Origin of the sequence: Cobetia amphilecti (assembly GCF_020217465.1) — a bacterium.
Lineage (GTDB): Bacteria > Pseudomonadota > Gammaproteobacteria > Pseudomonadales > Halomonadaceae > Cobetia > Cobetia amphilecti.
On the sequence record NZ_CP084115.1, the window covers coordinates 469989 to 488052 of the forward strand.

At 63.7% G+C, this 18064-nt stretch carries 16 protein-coding genes; 9 read left to right on the plus strand and 7 right to left on the minus strand.

Features of this window, described 5'->3' with window-relative positions; all coding sequences use genetic code 11:
- Positions 1–421 precede the first annotated feature (421 nt).
- Positions 422–1822, plus strand: a complete 1401-nt coding sequence (gene dbpA / locus LCW13_RS02120; protein WP_043333726.1) for an ATP-dependent RNA helicase DbpA — start codon at positions 422–424, stop codon at positions 1820–1822.
- On the opposite strand, the gene LCW13_RS02125 is transcribed toward dbpA, so the two are convergent.
- Positions 1812–2150 (minus strand): hypothetical protein, encoded by a 339-nt coding sequence (locus LCW13_RS02125; protein ID WP_225347497.1) that lies wholly within the window; start codon positions 2148–2150, stop codon positions 1812–1814. The genes dbpA and LCW13_RS02125 overlap by 11 nt on opposite strands.
- 24 nt (positions 2151–2174) lie before the next feature.
- On the opposite strand from LCW13_RS02125, the gene LCW13_RS02130 reads away from it, so the two are divergent.
- Together LCW13_RS02130 and LCW13_RS02135 are read left to right on the plus strand one after the other, a co-directional pair.
- Positions 2175–2624 (plus strand): GNAT family N-acetyltransferase, encoded by a 450-nt coding sequence (locus LCW13_RS02130; protein ID WP_167333695.1) that lies wholly within the window; start codon positions 2175–2177, stop codon positions 2622–2624.
- A gap of 163 nt (positions 2625–2787) precedes the next feature.
- Positions 2788–2955 (plus strand): hypothetical protein, encoded by a 168-nt coding sequence (locus LCW13_RS02135; RefSeq protein ID WP_166019763.1) that lies wholly within the window; start codon positions 2788–2790, stop codon positions 2953–2955.
- 121 nt (positions 2956–3076) lie between these two features.
- Here the strand turns inward: LCW13_RS02135 and LCW13_RS02140 are convergent, their stop codons facing one another.
- Positions 3077–4435 (minus strand): NarK family nitrate/nitrite MFS transporter, encoded by a 1359-nt coding sequence (locus LCW13_RS02140; RefSeq protein WP_043333727.1) that lies wholly within the window; start codon positions 4433–4435, stop codon positions 3077–3079.
- A 551-nt stretch (positions 4436–4986) separates the two neighbouring features.
- Between LCW13_RS02140 and LCW13_RS02145 the strand changes: the two genes are divergently transcribed.
- From LCW13_RS02145 to LCW13_RS02155, 3 genes are all read left to right on the plus strand, one after another.
- Positions 4987–5562, plus strand: a complete 576-nt coding sequence (locus tag LCW13_RS02145; protein WP_043333728.1) for an ANTAR domain-containing response regulator — start codon at positions 4987–4989, stop codon at positions 5560–5562.
- 50 nt (positions 5563–5612) lie between these two features.
- Positions 5613–6821, plus strand: a complete 1209-nt coding sequence (locus LCW13_RS02150) for a CmpA/NrtA family ABC transporter substrate-binding protein (RefSeq protein ID WP_043333729.1) — start codon at positions 5613–5615, stop codon at positions 6819–6821.
- 170 nt (positions 6822–6991) lie between these two features.
- Positions 6992–7612 carry a TetR/AcrR family transcriptional regulator gene (locus LCW13_RS02155; RefSeq protein WP_043333730.1) on the plus strand — a complete coding sequence of 207 codons (621 nt, stop codon included), beginning with the start codon at positions 6992–6994 and terminating at the stop codon, positions 7610–7612.
- Between the two features lie 161 nt (positions 7613–7773).
- On the opposite strand, the gene preA is transcribed toward LCW13_RS02155, so the two are convergent.
- The 4 genes from preA to LCW13_RS02175 all read right to left on the minus strand — a co-directional run bounded on the left by preA (position 7774) and on the right by LCW13_RS02175 (position 13163).
- The gene (preA, locus tag LCW13_RS02160; protein WP_084589409.1) at positions 7774–9138 is read right to left on the minus strand and encodes an NAD-dependent dihydropyrimidine dehydrogenase subunit PreA; all 1365 of its coding nucleotides are present in this window, start codon (positions 9136–9138) and stop codon (positions 7774–7776) included.
- Complete coding sequence (locus tag LCW13_RS02165) at positions 9138–10538, minus strand: NAD(P)-dependent oxidoreductase (RefSeq protein ID WP_043333731.1); 1401 nt, start codon at positions 10536–10538, stop codon at positions 9138–9140. Before LCW13_RS02165 ends, preA begins: the two co-directional genes overlap by 1 nt.
- Before the next feature lie 195 nt (positions 10539–10733).
- A complete protein-coding gene (hydA, locus tag LCW13_RS02170; RefSeq protein ID WP_043333732.1) occupies positions 10734–12176 on the minus strand; it encodes a dihydropyrimidinase in 1443 nt (480 codons plus the stop codon).
- 84 nt (positions 12177–12260) lie between these two features.
- The gene (locus tag LCW13_RS02175; RefSeq protein WP_052384559.1) at positions 12261–13163 is read right to left on the minus strand and encodes a nitrilase-related carbon-nitrogen hydrolase; all 903 of its coding nucleotides are present in this window, start codon (positions 13161–13163) and stop codon (positions 12261–12263) included.
- 487 nt (positions 13164–13650) lie between these two features.
- On the opposite strand from LCW13_RS02175, the gene LCW13_RS02180 reads away from it, so the two are divergent.
- Positions 13651–14046 carry a hypothetical protein gene (locus tag LCW13_RS02180; protein ID WP_153635089.1) on the plus strand — a complete coding sequence of 132 codons (396 nt, stop codon included), beginning with the start codon at positions 13651–13653 and terminating at the stop codon, positions 14044–14046.
- Positions 14003–15529, plus strand: coding sequence for an NCS1 family nucleobase:cation symporter-1 (locus LCW13_RS02185; RefSeq protein ID WP_043333733.1), 1527 nt, complete (start codon positions 14003–14005; stop codon positions 15527–15529). Before LCW13_RS02180 ends, LCW13_RS02185 begins: the two co-directional genes overlap by 44 nt.
- 137 nt (positions 15530–15666) lie before the next feature.
- On the opposite strand, the gene LCW13_RS02190 is transcribed toward LCW13_RS02185, so the two are convergent.
- Positions 15667–16560 carry a LysR family transcriptional regulator gene (locus LCW13_RS02190; protein ID WP_043333734.1) on the minus strand — a complete coding sequence of 298 codons (894 nt, stop codon included), beginning with the start codon at positions 16558–16560 and terminating at the stop codon, positions 15667–15669.
- 286 nt (positions 16561–16846) lie between these two features.
- Between LCW13_RS02190 and LCW13_RS02195 the strand changes: the two genes are divergently transcribed.
- Positions 16847–17956, plus strand: a complete 1110-nt coding sequence (locus LCW13_RS02195; protein ID WP_043333735.1) for an S-(hydroxymethyl)glutathione dehydrogenase/class III alcohol dehydrogenase — start codon at positions 16847–16849, stop codon at positions 17954–17956.
- The last annotated feature ends 108 nt before the right edge of the window (positions 17957–18064 follow it).

The following is an 18064-nucleotide window of genomic DNA, read 5'->3' on the forward strand; positions in this document are numbered from 1 at the left end:
TGATTATCCCGTCACGAATGTCGGCGCCATTTTCGTGAAGTGCGCTGCAGGAAATGCACGGCGTGAAATATGCAGCGACTCAGCCACCGCCTGATATGGGATTTCGTGACATGCCAACTGACCGTTGGCCATTTTGTTTAATTAACGATAATTAATAAATGATATTTGGCGGGAATCGAATCCTGTCGTGACGAAAATCATGCTTTGAGTTGAGTCACATTCGAGCTGGCTCATACGGTGTGCTGAGAGGTGAGTCTGGCGGGCAAGAGAGGGCGTTGCTCAAAAAGGCTATCTCGCCTGGGGAGCCGGTATCAGGTGCTGGCATCCGTGGCAGGCGTTAGTGGCCACGCTCTGCTATGCTCTGCGCCCGCGCGTAAGCCCGTTCGGCTCGTGCCTGTTCATCGATTGAAGGAATGTCCCCGTGACTGACGCCACCGCCACCCCTGCCTTTGCCTCTCTGGCGCTGGCGCCCGAGCTGCTCGACAACCTCGCCACGCTCGAATATCACACCATGACGCCGATTCAGGCGCAGAGCCTGCCGCCGATGCTGCAAGGCCGCGATGTCATCGCCCAGGGCCAGACCGGCTCCGGCAAGACCGCTGCCTTCGGCCTGGGGCTGCTGTCACGCCTCAAGGTCTCGCGCTTCCGTGTGCAGTCACTGGTGCTGTGTCCGACGCGTGAGCTGGCCGATCAGGTCGCCGGCGAGATCCGTCGTCTGGCGCGCGGCCTGCACAACGTCAAGGTGCTGACCCTGTGCGGCGGCGCGCCCTTCGGCCCGCAGCTGGGCTCGCTGGAACACGGCGCGCACATCATCGTCGGCACGCCGGGACGCGTGGATGAGCACCTGCGCAAGGGCAGCCTGAGCCTGGTCGAGCTCAATACCCTGGTGCTGGATGAAGCCGACCGCATGCTCGACATGGGCTTCGCCGAGGTGCTGGATGCCATCGTCGCCGAGACCCCGGAGGAGCGTCAGACGCTGCTGTTCAGCGCGACCTTCGCCGATGGCGTGCGTCCGATCGCCGAGCGCATGCTGCGTGACCCGGTCAGCATCGAGGTGGCCTCCACCCACGATGACAGCAGCATCCGTCAGCTGTTTCACCGTGTCGCCGATGACGAGGCGCGCTTCGAGGCGCTGCGTATCCTGCTGCTCAAGTACCGCCCGGAGTCCAGCGTGGTGTTCTGCAACACCAAGCGTCAGGCGCAGGAAGTCAGCGACGCGCTCAATGAGCACGGCTTCAGCGCCATGGCGCTGCACGGTGATCTCGAACAGCGCGAGCGTGACCAGACACTGGTGATGTTCGCCAACAAGAGCACCTCGATTCTGGTGGCCACTGACGTCGCGGCGCGCGGGCTGGATATCGAAGCGCTGGACGCGGTGTTCAACTACGAGATCGCGCGTGATCTCGACGCTCACGTGCACCGTGTCGGGCGTACCGGCCGCGCCGGCAGCTCCGGCATCGCCTGCACGCTGTACACCGAGAAGGAAGACTATCGCCTGACCAAGCTGGGCGAATTCCTCGAGCAGACGCTGGAAGCCGAGCCGCTGCCCTCGAAAAGCATGCTGACGCGTGAGCCGTTCCATGCGCGCATGGCGACGCTGCAGATCGACGGCGGCAAGAAGGACAAGCTGCGCCCCGGTGATATCCTCGGCGCGCTGACCGGTGACGGCGGCCTGGAAGGCAGCAAGATCGGCAAGATCAAGGTACTGGCGCGGACCACCTTCCTCGCCGTGGAGCGTGATGTCGCCAAGTCGGCACTCACCCAGCTGATGAATGGCAAGCTCAAGGGGCGCTCCTTCCGCGCGCGTCGTCTCAAGAGCTGAGGCGGGCGGCGTCGGTGACGCGCCTGACCGGTATCGGCGACATGTCTGAGAGGGGCTGAACCAGGCTTTTCATCTGCCATGCGACCTTGATATCACCCCAAGCGATGCCCGCCACCACGGCGGGCATCGTGCTTTTTGAGCAGCAGATTGACGCTCGCAGCCGCTGCGGGCGGTGGCTAAGCTTGAGGTAACGTCCCTGGCCATCAGGGCGCTGATTCGGTACCTCGTGATGACTGCCAACGCCGTCGATAATCTTCGCATTCGTGAAGAACGTCTCATTGATCATGAGCGCATCTACCGCATTCATGAATCCGTCTTTGCCGGCCATCGTGAAGCGCGCCTGGGTGACAGATTGCGTCGAGGCAATCTGGCGCAGATCTCGCTGGTGGCCGAGCGTGTCACCGACCCGGAGACCGGCCGCCACCTCAGCGAAGGCGAGGGCGGCCTGCTGGGGCATGTGATGGTGTCGCGGGTGGAGCTTTCCGGCTACCCGGACCGCGTGCTGATGGCGTTGGCGCCGCTGGCGGTGCTGCCCCAGCATCAGCGTCACGGCATCGGCAAGCGGCTGGTGATCTCGGCGGTCAAGCGCTGCCGGCTGCTGGGGGCGGGGGCCGTGGTGGCGGCAGGCCATGCGGATTTCTATACCCACCTGGGCTTTCATCCGGCGGGTCATTACGGGCTCTACTGCCATCATGACGACGTGCCGGGTTCCTTCGTCGCCTTCGAGCTGCTGCCGGACTATCTGGAGGGGCTGGGCGGTGAAGTGCAGTTTCCCGATACCTTCTCTGAGCTGGGTATCTGAGCAGCCTTGAGCGGTTGGTTTTGATCAGCAACAGGCAACTCGGCGTTGCGTGACCCTTGAAACGGCAAGGCTCCAGCTCCATGTCATGGGTAACACCACGTGGCAGCCTGAGTGTGATGGCAGCTGTCGCGTCATTCCGACCGATGATTCAAGGAGAGACATCATGAAGCTCAAGACTCTGGGTAGTTCGCTGATGATTGCCATGCTCGGTCTCGGTGGCCTGTCGCTCGCCGGTTGCGAGGACGAAGGCCCGATGGAGAAGGCCGGTGAGAAGATGGACAACGCCGTCGAGGAAGCCGGTGATAGCGTCGAGAACGCCACCGATAGCTGAGGCTCGGATGCCAGCGCCGCGATGAGTCGCCGCTGACCTGAGCTGTCGCCAGACACAAGAAGGCCCCGCCTCCCATGAGGCGGGGCCTTCTTGTGTCTGGCTCGGGGAGAAAGCAATCCGCTTATGCCGAGGCGGGCTGCTGCTCGCTCTGCTGCTTGCGGTCCGCGACGGCGGCGTCGTAGGCGCGGCTTTCCTCGGCCTCGGTGGCGGCGCTGAAGCGCACCAGCAGTGCGAACAGCGAGATCACGATCACGCCCATGCCCAGGTACATCAGGCCTTCCTGGTAGGTCAGCTCCTCACTGCGGAACAGGAAGCCCGCGGCGACCGCGCCTGCGTTGCCGCCCGCGCCGACGATACCGGCGACCGCGCCGAGTGCCTTGCGATTGACGAAGGGCACGATACCGAAGGTCGCGCCTTCCGCCATCTGCACGAAGAGGCTGAAGACCAGCATGATGCCGATGGCGACCGCGAGGGTTTCCATCTGGGCGAAGCCGACCAGCGCCACGCCTTCACACAGCAGCGCGATGAACAGCCAGCGCACGCGGCCCTTGAGGCCGGACTGGCGGGCGAACAGGTCGGAGAACACGCCGCCCAGGGTGCGGGCGAACAGGTTCATCAGGCCGAACAGCCCCGCGATGAGACCGGCGGTGGCGAGGTCGAGATCGAAGTGATCGAAGAAGTAGATGGCGGCGACGTTGTTGATGGTCAGCTCGACCCCGAAACAGGCGCCATAGACGAGGAAGAGGGCCCAGACGCGAATGTCGCGTGCCGCCGCGCCGAAGGTGGCGCGCATGCTGTATTCCTTCTCGGCCTTGGGCAGCTCACCACGCTCACGCAGCTCGCTGAAGTTGCCGTCCGGTGCATCCTGGGTGAAGAAGTAGTAGGCGATACCGGTCAGGAACAGCACGATGCCCGGCACGACCATCGCCAGACGCCAGCCCAGGGTCTGCTCGACGCCCAGCATCAGCAGGCCGGCCATCACCAGCGGCATCAGCATCTGGGTGGTGCCGCCGCCCAGGTTGCCCCAGCCCGCGGTGGTGGCGTTGGCGGTGCCGACCACGTTGGGGCCGAACATCACGGAGGTGTGGTACTGGGTGATGACGAAGGAAGCGCCGATGGCACCGATGGCCAGACGGGCCAGAAAGAAGGATTCGAAGCTGTCGGCGAAGCCGATGCACATCACCGGCAGCGAGCCGAGGCACAAGAGCCAGGTGTAGGCCTTGCGTGGCCCGATGCGATCACACAGCACGCCGATGGCGAGGCGCACGATCACCGTGATGGCGACGGAGGCGATGATGGTGTTGCCGATCTGGGTCTTGGTCAGGCCGAGGTCGTCACGTACCACGGCCATCAGCGGCGCGATGCCGAACCAGCCGAAGAAGCAGACGTGGAAGGCGAACCACGACATGTGGAAAGCGCGCATTTGCGGGGTGTTGAAGCTGAACAGCCGGATGCGGCTGGCCTTGTTGCGGATATCCATGAGTGGGCTCCTGATTCAGCGTCGGTGCCGGGCACGAAGTCAGGTGTGCTCGGCGAGTGGTCGAACGGCTGTGAATGAACGACAGCAAGGGCGCCTCGTCATTGAGGGGCCTGGTTCGACGCACTCGTACTCCGAAGAGCCTGGTCCACGTCATGGATAGCGATGGCAGCAGTCGGTGATGCCATGGTTGCCGGCAGCAGAGCGTCTGTGCGGCAAGTGACAGGAACAAAGCAAGTAGCGCGCCAGTTGCGGGGGTGTGGGCGGGACAAGTCCCAGAAGATCAATGGCTTGGCGAGGACAATAGGTTGGCACGTGCAGGCGGTGTCTAGGGCTGGGTGCGCGCTGGCGGTGCGTCAGCAAGGCGCGAGGTACCAGTCTGGCGCACGAAGATGGCGCTGGGAGGGTCGGCAAGGCGCATGCCTCATTGCAGTGCAGCGACGCTTTCGGCTCGGCCGCTCTGAAGGCCTTTAACCGCAGGGTTGCACCAGATTGCGGCACGAATCCTGCTTGGGTGTACGGCAAGTCTCATGCCCGACCCAAGGAAACCTGACATGCCCGTGACCGTGCTGATCGTCGATGTCCGCAGTGAGCGCTCCGCCGCGCTGGAGCAGGCGCTATTGAGCGCCGGCTTCGAGGTGGCGCTGCGCGTTGACGAGCACGAGGACCTGCACGCGCTGGTCGAGCAGCATCAGCCCGATGCGGTGATCATCGACGCCGACCTGCCCAGCCGCGACACCCTGGAGCATCTCGGCCAGCTGGGGCGACGCTATCCCAAGCCGATGATCATGCTGGCCAGTGAAGATGCCCCGGACCTCGTGCGTGAGGCGGCAGGCGCCGGTGTCTCGGCCTATGTGGTGGACCACGTTATACCAGCGATGGTGCGCAGCATGGTCGAGGTCGCCATCACCAGCTTCGAGGCGCACCGTGCGCTCAAGGGGGAGCTCAACCGTACCCAGACCACATTGGTGCAGCGGCGCAGCGTCGATCGCGCCAAGGCCGTGGTGATGGAGACGCGCGGGCTCAGTGAAGATGCCGCCTACCAATACCTGCGCAAGACCGCCATGAACCGGCGCCTGGCCCTGCATGAGCTGGCCGATGAGCTGCTCAAGGCCGCGCGTCGGCGCTGAGCCGGTCGCCGTACTGTCCTTCTCTCTCGATCGTTCAAGAGGTGTGCGTGATGCCCACAGATGTACCCCTGAATGGCCATCAGCTGACGCTGGGCCTGATGCCACTCAATGATGCCGCGCCCTTCGTGGTCGCTGAGCAGTTGGGGCTTTTCCGCGAGGAAGGGCTGGCGGTGACACTCAAGTGGCAACCTTCGTGGGCGGCGTTGCGTGATGACCTGCAGACCGGCGTGTTGCAGGGCGCGCAGATGTTGGCGCTGATGCCGCTGACCTCCACCCTGGGCCTGGATGGCCGCGCCACGCCGGTGATCAGTGCCATGACGCTCAATCTGGGCGGCAACTCCATCACGCTGTCGCGCGCGCTGATGGCCGCCCTCGGCGAGGACGGCCACGACCTCTCCAGTCCGTTGCAGGTCGCGAAGGCGCTGGCGGCGCATATGCGCGAGCGCAAGCAGCGCGGTGAGCCGCTGCTCAAGCTGGCCAGCGTGCATCCGTTCTCTTCGCATCGCTATCTGTTGCGCTACTGGCTGGCGGCGGGCGGCATCAATCCGGACCGCGACGTCGAGATGCGCGCCGTGGCACCGCCGCTGATGGCCGCGCAGCTGGCCAGCGGTGCGCTGGACGGCTTCTGTGTCGGAGAGCCCTGGAACAGCCTGGCAGCGGCGCAGGGGATGGGGCAGGTGGTGGCGGGCAGTCACGATATCTGGCGCTTCGGGCAGGAAAAGGTGCTGGGCGTGCGCGAGGACTGGGCGGAGCAGCATCCGCTGGCGCATCAGGCGCTGATTCGCGCGCTGCTCAATGCCTGCGCCTGGCTGGATCGCCCCGGCAATCGGGCCAGAGCCGCCGAGTGGCTGCATGACGAGGGCATGCCGGAGGTGCCGATGAGCGTGGTGACGCGCGGACTGGAAGATGTCGATGTCGAGCAGTCGGTGGACGACTTCCAGCAGCACAATCCCGGCTGGACCATCTTCCATCGCTACGCGGCCAACTTCCCGTGGCGTTCCCAGACGCGCTGGTATGCCGCCCAGATGCAGCGCTGGGGGCATCTCGAGGGCATCAGCGACAATGATCTCGAAGCGACCTTGGCGCGCTGTGTGCGTCCGGACCTCTACCGCACGGCGGCCCGCAAGCTGGGCATGGTGGTACCGGTGGCGGATGAGCGCAGTGAAGGCACGCATCCGGCGCCCTGGTGGCTGAGCGGTGAGGCGGGCCAGGTGCCGATGCCGGCGGATGGCTTCATCGATGGTGCGGTCTTCGAGTGATGTCGCGGGCGCGGTCCTTGCCGATCCGCGCTGGCGCGGGATTGCACAGCACTTGTAGATAAGTCGCCATCTCCTTTGCCGGATGACAGGGCAAACCTGACGGCTCAGACATGTTGGCAGTGCGGTTGTGATATTCTCATCGCACTGCCAGCACCGCGTCAGGGGATCGCATGACCACTCGCAAGTCTCAGATTCGCAAGGATAATGTCGGCCGCATCCTGCTCGCCGCCGAAAAGATCTTCGCTCTCAAGGGCTATGTCGGCGCCAGCATGGTCGATATTGCCGCCGAGGTAGAGCTGCCCAAGTCCAATCTGCATTACTACTTCAGCACCAAGGAAGCGCTGTATCGCGCGGTGCTCGATGGCCTGCTGGCGCTGTGGAAGGAAGATGCGCTGTGCTTCGAGGCCTACGACGACCCGCAGCTGGTGCTCTCCACCTACATTCGCGCCAAGATGATGCACTCGCGCCAGCGCCCCTATGGCTCCAAGGTGTGGGCCAGCGAGATCATGCAGGGTGCGCCGGTGCTGGGCGAAGAGCTGACGGTGTGGCTCGACGAGTGGGCCGAGATGAAGAAGTCACGTCTGCGCCAGTGGATCGGCGAGGGCCGCATCGACAACGTCGATGCCTCCGCCTACCTGTACATGATCTGGGCCAGCACTCAGCATTACGCCGACTTCGATCACCAGATCGCGGTGCTCAATCAGGGCAAGGCGCTGAGTGATCGGGAATTCGAGCAGGCGGTGCAGAACGTGACGCGGGTGCTGCTGAAGGGCGTCGGTTTGTCCGCCTGAGTCAGCAGTTGACTCCATGATTTCATTGTCCTTAAGCTAATCATGGTCATCGTTGATTGGTCATCAAGACAATGAAGAAGGGGCTGCCATTGCTGGCAGCCCCTTTTTTTGGTTCCCATCTATTGCTACCTGCGCCCCGGGATCAGAGGAGCACCAGACGATCAGGCCGCGCGATGCGGATTGCGTGGGTCCTCCATCCAGTTCATGTACGGCTTGCCGGTGTCCTGCACTTCCATGGTGATGCAGTCCTCGACCGGGCAGGTGATCTCGCACAGGTTGCAGCCCACGCAGTCGGCGTCCTTTACCTCATAGCGGGCGGTGCCGTTGTCCTTGGCCAGATGCATGATGGCCTGGTGCGAGGTGTCCTCGCAGGCGATATAGCAGCGTCCGCAGCCGATGCACTTGTCCTGGTCGATGCGGGCGATCACCTGATAGTTCATGTCCAGCTGCTTCCAGTCGGTGGTGTTGGGCACCGCCGCGCGGGAGAACTCGTCGATACGCTGATAGCCCTTGCTGTCCATCCAGCGCCCCAGGCCATCCTTCATCTCCTCGACGATACGGAAGCCGTGCAGCATCGCCGCCGTGCACACCTGCACGCTGCCCGCGCCGAGGGCGATGAATTCCGCGGCATCTTCCCAGTTGGAGATGCCGCCGATGCCGGAGATCGGCAGGTTGGCGGTTTCCGGCGTGCGCGCTATCTCGGCCACCATGTTCAGCGCGATGGGTTTCACGGCGCTGCCGCAATAGCCACCGTGGGTGCTGCGGTCGCCGACGATGGGATGCGCGACCATGCGGTCGAGATCCAGGTGGGTGATGGAGTTGATGGTGTTGATCAGCGAGACGGCATCGGCGCCACCACGCCAGGCGGCCTTGGCCGGTTCGCGCACGTCGGTGATGTTGGGGGTCAGTTTGACGATCACCGGCAGCGAGCTGTAGGTCTTGCACCAGCGCGTGACCTGCTCGACATACTCCGGCACCTGGCCCACCGCCGCGCCCATGCCGCGTTCCGGCATGCCGTGGGGGCAGCCGAAGTTGAGTTCGATGCCGTCACAGCCGGTGGCCTCGACCTGCGGCAGGATGGTCTTCCAGGCCTCTTCCTCACACGGCACCATCAGCGAGACGATCAGCGCGCGGTCCGGCCAGTCCTTCTTGACCTGGGTGATCTCGCGCAGGTTGATCTCCAGCGAGCGGTCGGTGATCAGCTCGATGTTGTTGAAGCCGCTGACCTCGCCATTCGGGCCATAGTGCGCCGAGTAGCGGGAGGAGACGTTCACCGCGGCCGGGTCTTCGCCGAGGGTCTTCCAGACCACGCCTCCCCAGCCGGCCTCGAAGGCGCGTACCACGTTGTAGGCCTTGTCGGTGGGCGGGGCGCTGGCCAGCCAGAAGGGGTTGGGGGCACGGATGCCGGCGAAGTTGACCGACAGATCGGCCTTGTAGCTGGCGACGTGATCGCCACTTGCTTCAGCACTTGATCCAGCACCTGCCGGGCGCGCGTTATCGTCATTGAGCGGGGTATGAATGGTCATCAGGCGGCCTCCACCTTGAGCATCAGATCGTGATGGATGGCCTCGGCGGCCAGCTTGCCGTGGGCGACGGCTTGAACGGTGAGGTCCTGCCCGCGGGCGATGCAGTCACCGCCGGCATAGACGCCGGGCAGACTGGTGCGCAGCATCTCGTCCACCTCTATCTTGGCCCCCTCGCGGACCAGCCCTGCGGCATGCGCATCGCTCAGGCTCGCGTCATCGAAGCCCTGGCCGATGGCGGTGAAGACCCCGTCGCAGGCCAGCGTGAAGGTCTCGCCGGTATCGACGAGGCGGCCATCCTCGACCCGCGTGCGCGCGAACTGCATCGCGCTGAGCGCGGCGTCATCACCTTCTTCGCTTCTACCACTATCGTTTGCCACATCGAGCGCCAGCGGGCGCGCCCAGGTGTGGATCATCACGCCATTGGCGCGCGCGATTTCCTGCTCGTGATGGGTAGCGGACATCTGCTCTTCGCCACGCCGGTAGACCAGGTCCACCGTCTGCGCGCCGAGGCGCCTGGCCTGCACCGCGATATCGATGGCGGTGTTGCCGGCGCCGATCACCACGGCGTGTCTGGGCACCGCGAGGGCGTTCAGTTCGCCACTCTGACGCAGCACCTTGATGAAGTCGGTGGCCGCCATCAGGCCGCTGGCATCCTCGCCGGTCAGGCCGAGGGCATGGCTGGTGCCAAGGCCGAGGCCCAGGAAGACGCTATCGAATTCGCGTGTCAGGGAGGCCAGCGCCAGGTTGTCGCCGAGGCGCTGGCCGTGGCGGATCTCGATGCCGCCGATCTCGAGCAGGAATTCGACCTCGCGGGCGGCGAAGTCATCGGTCAGCTTGTAGCGGGCGATGCCGTATTCGTTGAGGCCGCCGGCCTTTTCCTCGGCCTCGAAGATCACCACGTCGTGGCCGAAACGCGCCAGGCGATGGGCGCAGGAAAGCCCGGCAGGCCCGGCGCCGACCACCGCGATACGCCGACCGGTGCTGGCGCCACGCGTGAACGGATGGGCTTCGAACTGGGCGTTGTCCAGCGCATGGCGTTGCAGCAGGCCGATCAGCACCGGCTGGCACTCATCGCCCTGATTGCGCACGCAGGACTGCTCGCAGAGGATCTCGGTGGGGCAGACGCGGGCGCAGCTGCCACCGAGGATATTGGCATCGAGAATCTCGCTGGCGGCGCCTTCGAGATTGTCATCGTGGATACGGCGAATGAAGGTCGGGATGTCGATGCTGGTCGGGCAGGCCTTGATGCAGGGGGCATCGTAGCAGTACAGACAGCGCGAGCTCTCGATGAAGGCCTGGCGCTTGCTGAGCGCCGGATGCAGGTCTGTGAAACGCGCACTCAGCGCCTCTTCCGCGAGCCCGCTCGGGGCCCAGTGGGAAGGAGTGGAGGATGTGGTCACGGTGTGGCTCCTGCCCGCGCTCAGGCGCGGGGTCGTTGTTGTTGGTCTTGCAGGCGAGTCGGGTTGCGCTTCTTGACTGGCAGCGGCTTGTTTAGCAGTGCTAAGGGACTGGCAGCGCGTCAGGTGCGCCGCCAGGCCGCCGTTCAGTCGTGTCGTACTTGTCTCAGTTGTCTCAGGTGGGCCGTTCGCCGACCGTCAGCTGCGATCCACGGCGCTGACGACGTTGCTCTCCGCGCGGGCCTTGAGCTGGTCGAACACGCTGGGGTAGGCCGGACGCTCGACATACTGGCCGTGACCGCGCTTGGCATGCAGTTCGCCATCGCGCCAGGCCCAGTCGCCGCGGCTGATGGTGTGACGCGGAATGCCCTTGACGGTGCGGCCTTCGAAGATGTTGAAGTCGATGTTCTGGTGGTGGGTCTTGGCCGAGATGGTGCGTTCGGCGTTGGGGTCCCAGACCACGATGTCGGCGTCGCTGCCGACGCGGATCGCACCCTTGCGCGGATAGAGATTGAAGATCTTGGCCGCATTGGTGGAGGTCAGGCCGACGAAGTCCTCGGCGGAGAAACGCCCGGTGTTGACGCCTTCGTGCCACAGCATCGCCATGCGGTCCTCGACCCCGGCGGTGCCGTTGGGAATCTTCGAGAAGTCGTCCTTGCCCATCTCCTTCTGCTCGGCGCAGAAGCAGCAGTGATCGGTGGCGGTGGTCTGCAGGTCACCGGACTGGATGCCGCCCCACAGCGCCTGGCGATGCTCCAGCGAACGGAACGGCGGGCTCATCACGTGGCCGGCCGCGAATTCCCAGCTCTTGTTCTGATAGACCTCTTCATCGATCAGCAGATGGCCTGCCAGCACCTCGCCGTAGACCGGCTGACCGTGCTCGCGGGCGTAGCGGATCTCCTCCAGCGCATCGGCGGTGGAGACGTGGACCAGATACACCGGCGTGCCCAGGGTGCCGGCGATGCGGATGGCGCGGCTGGCGGCTTCGCCCTCGACCTGCGGCGGGCGTGACAGCGGGTGCGCCTCCGGGCCGGTGATGCCGTCGGCCAGCAGCTTCTGCTGCAGGTGGTAGACCAGCTCGCCGTTCTCGGCATGCACGGTGGGAATCGCGCCCAGCTCCAGGCAGCGCGCGAAGCTCGAGACCAGGGTGTCGTCCGGCGCCATGATGGCGTTCTTGTAGGCCATGAAGTGCTTGAAGCTGTTGACGCCGTAATCGGCGACCAGCGTCGCCATGTCCTGGCTGACGCTCTCGTCCCACCAGGTGACGGCGACGTGGAAGCTGTAGTCGCAGCACGACTTCTCGGCCCATTCGCGCCAGGTGTGATAGGCCTCCATCAGCGGTTGCTGCGGGGAGGGGATCACGAAATCGATGATCATGGTGGTGCCGCCGGCCAGCGCCGCGGCGGTGCCGGTCTGGAAGTCCTCGCTGGCCACGGTGCCCATGAAGGGCAGCTGCATGTGGGTGTGCGGGTCGATGCCGCCGGGCATCACCAGACAGCCGCTGGCGTCGATCACTTCGCAGTCGTCCGGTACGTCCAGGTCGGTGCCGATGGCGGTGATGGTCTCGCCGTCACACAGCACATCGGCGGTGTAGCGCTCTTCGTGGGTCTGGATGCTGCCGCCCTTGATCAGGATTGCCATGAGTCTCTCCCGGCCGCATCGCGCGGCCTTGTCCGGCATTGAGTGTCAGGTCGTCTTGTTGTTGTCGTGCGGGTCGTCAGTCCGTCATTCGCCGTCGGTGAGGCGGGTATAGGCATCCGGGCGACGGTCGCGGAAGAACTGCCAGTTGTTGCGCACCTCGCGCACCATCGCCATGTCGAGGTCGTGGATCAGCAGCTCATCCTCGGTGGCGCTGGCCTGGGCTTCGATCTGGCCGCGTGGATTCACGAAGTAGGAGGAGCCGTAGAACTCGCCGATATCCCAGGGCTGTTCATGGCCGACGCGGTTGATGGCGGCGATGTAGCAGCCATTGGCGGCGGCGGAGGCGGGTTGCTCCAGCTCCCACAGGTATTGGGAGAGGCCCGCGACGGTGGCGGAGGGATTGAAGATGATCTCGGCGCCGTTGAGCGCCAGTGCGCGCCAGCCTTCCGGGAAGTGGCGGTCGTAGCAGATGTAGACGCCGATGCGCCCGTAGGCGGTGTCGAAGACCGGCCAGTCTGACTTGCCCGGCTTGAAGAAGAATTTCTCCCAGAAGCCCGCCACCTGCGGGATGTGAGTCTTGTGATACTTGCCCAGATAGCTGCCGTCGGCATCGATGACGGCGGCGGTGTTGTAGTACACCCCCGGCTGCACTTCCTCGTAGATGGGCACGATGATCACCATCTGATGCTTCTTCGCGTACTGCTGCATCAGGGTGACGGTGGGGCCGTCGGGCACGCGCTCGGCGGCGGCATACCACTTGGCATCCTGGCTCGGGCAGAAATAGGGCTGATTGAAGACTTCCTGGAAGCACAGGATCTTGACGCCTGCCTCACCGGCCTGGTCGATCAGCGGCAGGTGGGCCTCGTTCATGGCATCACGGATCTGCGCGGGCTCGAGGTCGGTGGAGACGTTGAGTCCCATCTGGATGACGGCGCAGCGCAGCTTGCCGGCATCCTCGGTATAGGAGATGCGGGAATCGTTCGACATGTCTTCCTCATCGGGCGCTTGGCGCCGGTTGTTGTTGTCTTCAATGAGTGCTGGTGGGCTGAGCGGGTGAGCAGGGATAGCGCGAAATGGCCCCAGGAAAAACACGCCGCCTGCCTGGCAAGTCTGCATGCCGCTGGCAGGCGTCATGGGTCAGGAAAGGTCCGATTTAAATCCTGTCTCACCAGTCAGCTTAATGAACATTAGACAGTGTTCCCGCGTTCGGCAAGATGAAGTGTCAAATAAAGTCTTGTGGATTTATCTTGTTGTTATCAAAGAGTTTTTATTCAATAAAAGGCCATATTTCACCATTGTGGTGCCTGGAGAATCAGCGTGGTTCACGCGATTTTCAAAGGAAAAGACGATGCACAACAGTGGCTTGTGATCGTTTGCGTGGGCATTGCGCAAGACCGCCTTGCACCAGCTTGGAACCTGACCATACTGACAGTTGGCGCGAACACGGCTTGTCGCCACCTGACAGGCGTCATGAATGAAAATACGCGCCATTGCATCTCAAGTTGTCTTGCAAGACAGGTTTGATTTGTCGGCAATAATCCGGCCGGCGGCATGCGATTTGCCACAGGGTTTTCCACACGAACTGCGCAAGGTGTTTCTTCTACACGGCCTGCCACAGATTCGTCTGCCGCAGAATCTTCTGAATCAGAATCTTCTGCATGCAGTGCCGAATGAAGTGTGCCTGATGATGTGTGCCGAACGGGGAGGAGCGAAGAGGAGTCAGGAAAGCGACGGAGAAGGTAAGGAAGACAGGAAACGACAAGTGACACAAGGCAAGCGCAGTGCATCACCCTCAACAATAACAACAGCTGAACAGGTGAGGACTCATGGCCCCGACACAGACGCGCTCGCACATGGTGCGCAGCAATGAGGAAATGATCGAGCTGGTGGTGGCACAGGATGTCGCCCGCAGCCCGCGTTACAACGAGGATATCGCGCCGACCAGGAGTGCCGAACGCACCTGGTCGCGCTGGAACATCGCCGCACTGTGGGTCGGCATGTCGATCTGCGTGCCGACCTACACCCTGGGTGGCGTCCTGACCGCCTACTTCGGCCTGAGCGTCGGCGAGGCGCTGTTCACGATTCTGGTCGCCAACCTGGTGGTGCTGATTCCGCTGACCCTCAACGCCTTCCCCGGCACGCGCTTCGGGATCCCCTTCCCGGTGGTGCTGCGCTCCTCCTTCGGCATCATCGGCTCCAACGTGCCATGCATGATTCGCGCGGTGGTCGCCTGTGGCTGGTTCGGTATCCAGACGATGTTCGGCGGGCTGGCCATCCACCTGCTGCTGTCGAGCCTCTCGGCCGACTGGAAGGCGCTGGGCGGGGTGGGCGAGGTCATCGGCTTCTTCGTGTTCTGGGCGCTCAACCTGTTCGTGGTGATTCGCGGCGCGGAATCCATCAAGTGGCTGGAGACGCTGTCCGCGCCCTTGCTGCTGGCGGTGGGGGTCGGCCTGATGGTGTGGGCGCTGCCGCATACCTCGATCAGCGAGCTGTTGGCCCAGCCGCCGAATCGTCCCGAAGGCGATGGCGTGGCCAGCTACTTCATGGCGGGCCTGACCGCGATGGTCGGCTTCTGGGCGACGCTGTCGCTGAACATTCCTGACTTCAGTCGTTACGCGAAGAGCCAGAAGGACCAGATCGTCGGTCAGATCATTGGCCTGCCGCTGACGATGTTCTTCTTCGCGGCGCTCGGCGTGGTGCTGACCGCGGCGTCCAGCTCGCTGGTAGGCGAGACCATCTCCGACCCGGTCAACCTGATCGGTCGTATCGACAGCCCCGGCTGGGTCGCCATCGCCATGGTGCTGATCATCATCGCGACGCTCTCCACCAATACCGCGGCCAACATCGTCTCGCCGACCAATGACTTCCAGAACATCGCGCCGAAGTTGATCAACCAGACGCGCGGCGTGCTGCTGACCGGGCTGGTCGGGGTGCTGCTGATGGGCTTCGAGCTGATCAAGAAGATGGGCTGGATCGTCTCGGACGTCAGTCTCGAGAGCCTCTATTCCAACTGGTTGCTGGGCTATTCGAGTCTGCTGGGGCCGATCGCGGGGATCATGATCGTCGACTACTTCGTGATCCGTCGTCAGTCCTTTGATCTGCCGGCACTCTATCTGGATGGCAGCACCTATCCGGCCTTCAATCCGGCGGGCTTCATCGCCTTCTTCGTGCCGGTGGGACTGACGGTGATCAGCTTCTCGCAGCCCGGACTTTCCTGGTTCTACGACTACGGCTGGTTCACCGGCTCGCTGCTGGGGGCGCTGGTCTACTTCGTGGCCAGCAAGTTGCTGGTCAAGGCACCGCCGGTGCATCTGCCGGAGGCAGTACCGGGCAGCGGGGCGCAGCGCGCCTGACGCCGCTTATGAGCATGGTGAGTGCAATGACAGACGGGCTGCCGATTGGCAGCCCGTCTGTCGTTCGTCGGCTTATCAACTCATCCGCTCATCAACTTATTCGTTCATCAATTCGGCAGCTCATCCGCGGCGGCGCGTCATGCGTCAAGGCCGGGGGTGCCATCTTCGAAGCGCTCGACCATGAAGTCGACGAACTGGCGCACCTTGGGCGAGAGGTGGCGGTGGCGGGGATAGACGATCCACACCCCGGTATCGCGCACCTGGTACTCATCCAGCACCGAGATCAGCTTGCCGCTGGCCAGATGGGGCGCGACGTAATAGTCGGGAATCTGGGCAAGGCCGAGGCCCTTGAGCGTGGCGTCCAACAGCGCCGGGCCGGAGTTGGCCTGCCAGCTGCCGGTGATACGCACCTCACGGCGCTGACCCTCGACCTCGAACAGCCACTCGCGCTTGGAACCGGCCAGACAGCGATGACTGGAGAGCTCGGCCAGGGTGTGCGGGCGCGGTGCCTGCTGGAAGTAGTCGTGCGAGGCGACGACGAATTCGCGGCGATCCACCAGCCGCCTTGCGATCAGCGAGGAGTCCTTGAGCACGCCCATGCGGATGGCGACGTCGAAGCCCTCGTCGATCAGTTCCACCGGACGGTTGGTGAAGTGCATCTGCACTTCCAGTTGCGGGTGCAGCAGCTGGAAGTCGTTGACCAGCGGCGCGACGTAGCGCTCGCCGAAGGTGGTGGCGCTGGTCAGCTTGAGCACGCCGCTGGGGCGGGCGTGGAAGTCGCCGATGGCCTGTTCGGCGGCGCGGAAGCCATCGAAGAGGTGATGGCAGTGCTCGAAATACACCTGTCCGGCATCGGTGAGACGCGTCTGACGGGTGGTGCGGTAGAGCAATTGGGTATCGAGCTGGGCTTCCAGCTGGCTGATCAGACGACTGACATGTGAGCTGGACACCCCGAGATGACGGGCAGCACCGGAAAATGAGCCGATTCTGACGACTTCCACGAAGGCTTCGATACGGTCCCAGCGCTGCATGCTGGCTCCTCTTTCATTGTTGTTGAGTGGCAATAATCATCTGAGTGCCAACGGCTTAATCCCACCCGCATGACTGCGTAGACTGTGCTCCATGCCAAGCCCGCAAGGATGAACCGCAAGGACAAGCCCAGTGCCTGTCGCGTGGGGAGTCCCTCGGGCGACTCATCCATGCAACCTGTCAGGTGCGGCTACCTTTCAGGGTGGCCTCCGTGGTGATCATCACCACACCAGGGGGCATGAGATTGGCAGCCAGTTTACCGCTATTGATGCTCACTAGGAGAGATTCATGAAATCACGTGCTGCGATTGCGCTGGAAGCCGGCAAGCCGCTGGAACTGGTCGAGATCGATGTCGAAGGGCCGAAGGCCGGTGAGGTGCTGGTACGCATCGTCAATACCGCCGTCTGTCACACCGATGCGTTCACCCTGTCCGGCGCAGACCCGGAAGGCCTGTTCCCGTCCGTGCTGGGCCACGAAGGCGCCGGTATCGTCGAGGAAGTGGGCGAAGGCGTGACTGGCCTGGTGCCGGGCGACCACGTCATTCCGCTCTACACCGCCGAATGCGGCAAGTGCAAGTTCTGCCTCTCCGGCAAGACCAACCTGTGCAGCGCCGTGCGTGCCACCCAGGGTCGCGGCCTGATGCCGGACGGCACCTCGCGCTTCTCCCTCGATGGCAAGATGCTGCACCACTACATGGGCACCTCCACCTTCTCCGAATACACCGTGGTGCCGGAAGTCTCGCTGGCCAAGGTGTCCAAGGAAGCGCCGCTGGACAAGATCTGCCTGCTGGGCTGTGGCGTCACCACCGGTATCGGCGCGGTGATGAACACCGCCAAGGTCGAGCCGGGCTCTACCGTCGCCATCTTCGGCCTCGGTGCCATCGGTCTGGCCGCCATCCAGGGCGCGGTGATGGCCAAGGCGTCGCGCATCATCGCCATCGACATCAATGAAGACAAGTTCGACCTGGCCCGCAAGTTCGGCGCCACCGACTTCGTCAACCCGAGCAAGCTGTCCGTGCCGGTCCAGGAAGCCATCGTCGACATGACCGACGGCGGCGTCGACTACTCCTTCGAGTGCATCGGCAACGTCAATGTCATGCGTGCCGCGCTTGAGTGCGCGCACAAGGGCTGGGGCGAATCCATCGTCATCGGCGTCGCCGGTGCCGGTGAAGAGATCTCCACCCGCCCGTTCCAGCTGGTGACCGGGCGCGTCTGGAAAGGCTCCGCCTTCGGTGGCGTCAAGGGCCGTACCGAACTGCCGGGCTACGTCGAGCGTTACATGGACGGCGCGATCAATCTGGACGACTTCATCACTCACCAGATGCCGTTCGAGAAGATCAACGAATCCTTCGATCTGCTGCACGAAGGCAAGTCGATCCGTACCGTGCTGAGCTTCTGATCCGGGGCTGAACTGCCGCCGGGCAACACGGAAACACCTGTTGCCCGGTGAGGTCTGGAACGCGAAACGGCGTCGGCTTGCCGACGCCGTTTTCATGGGCGATATCAC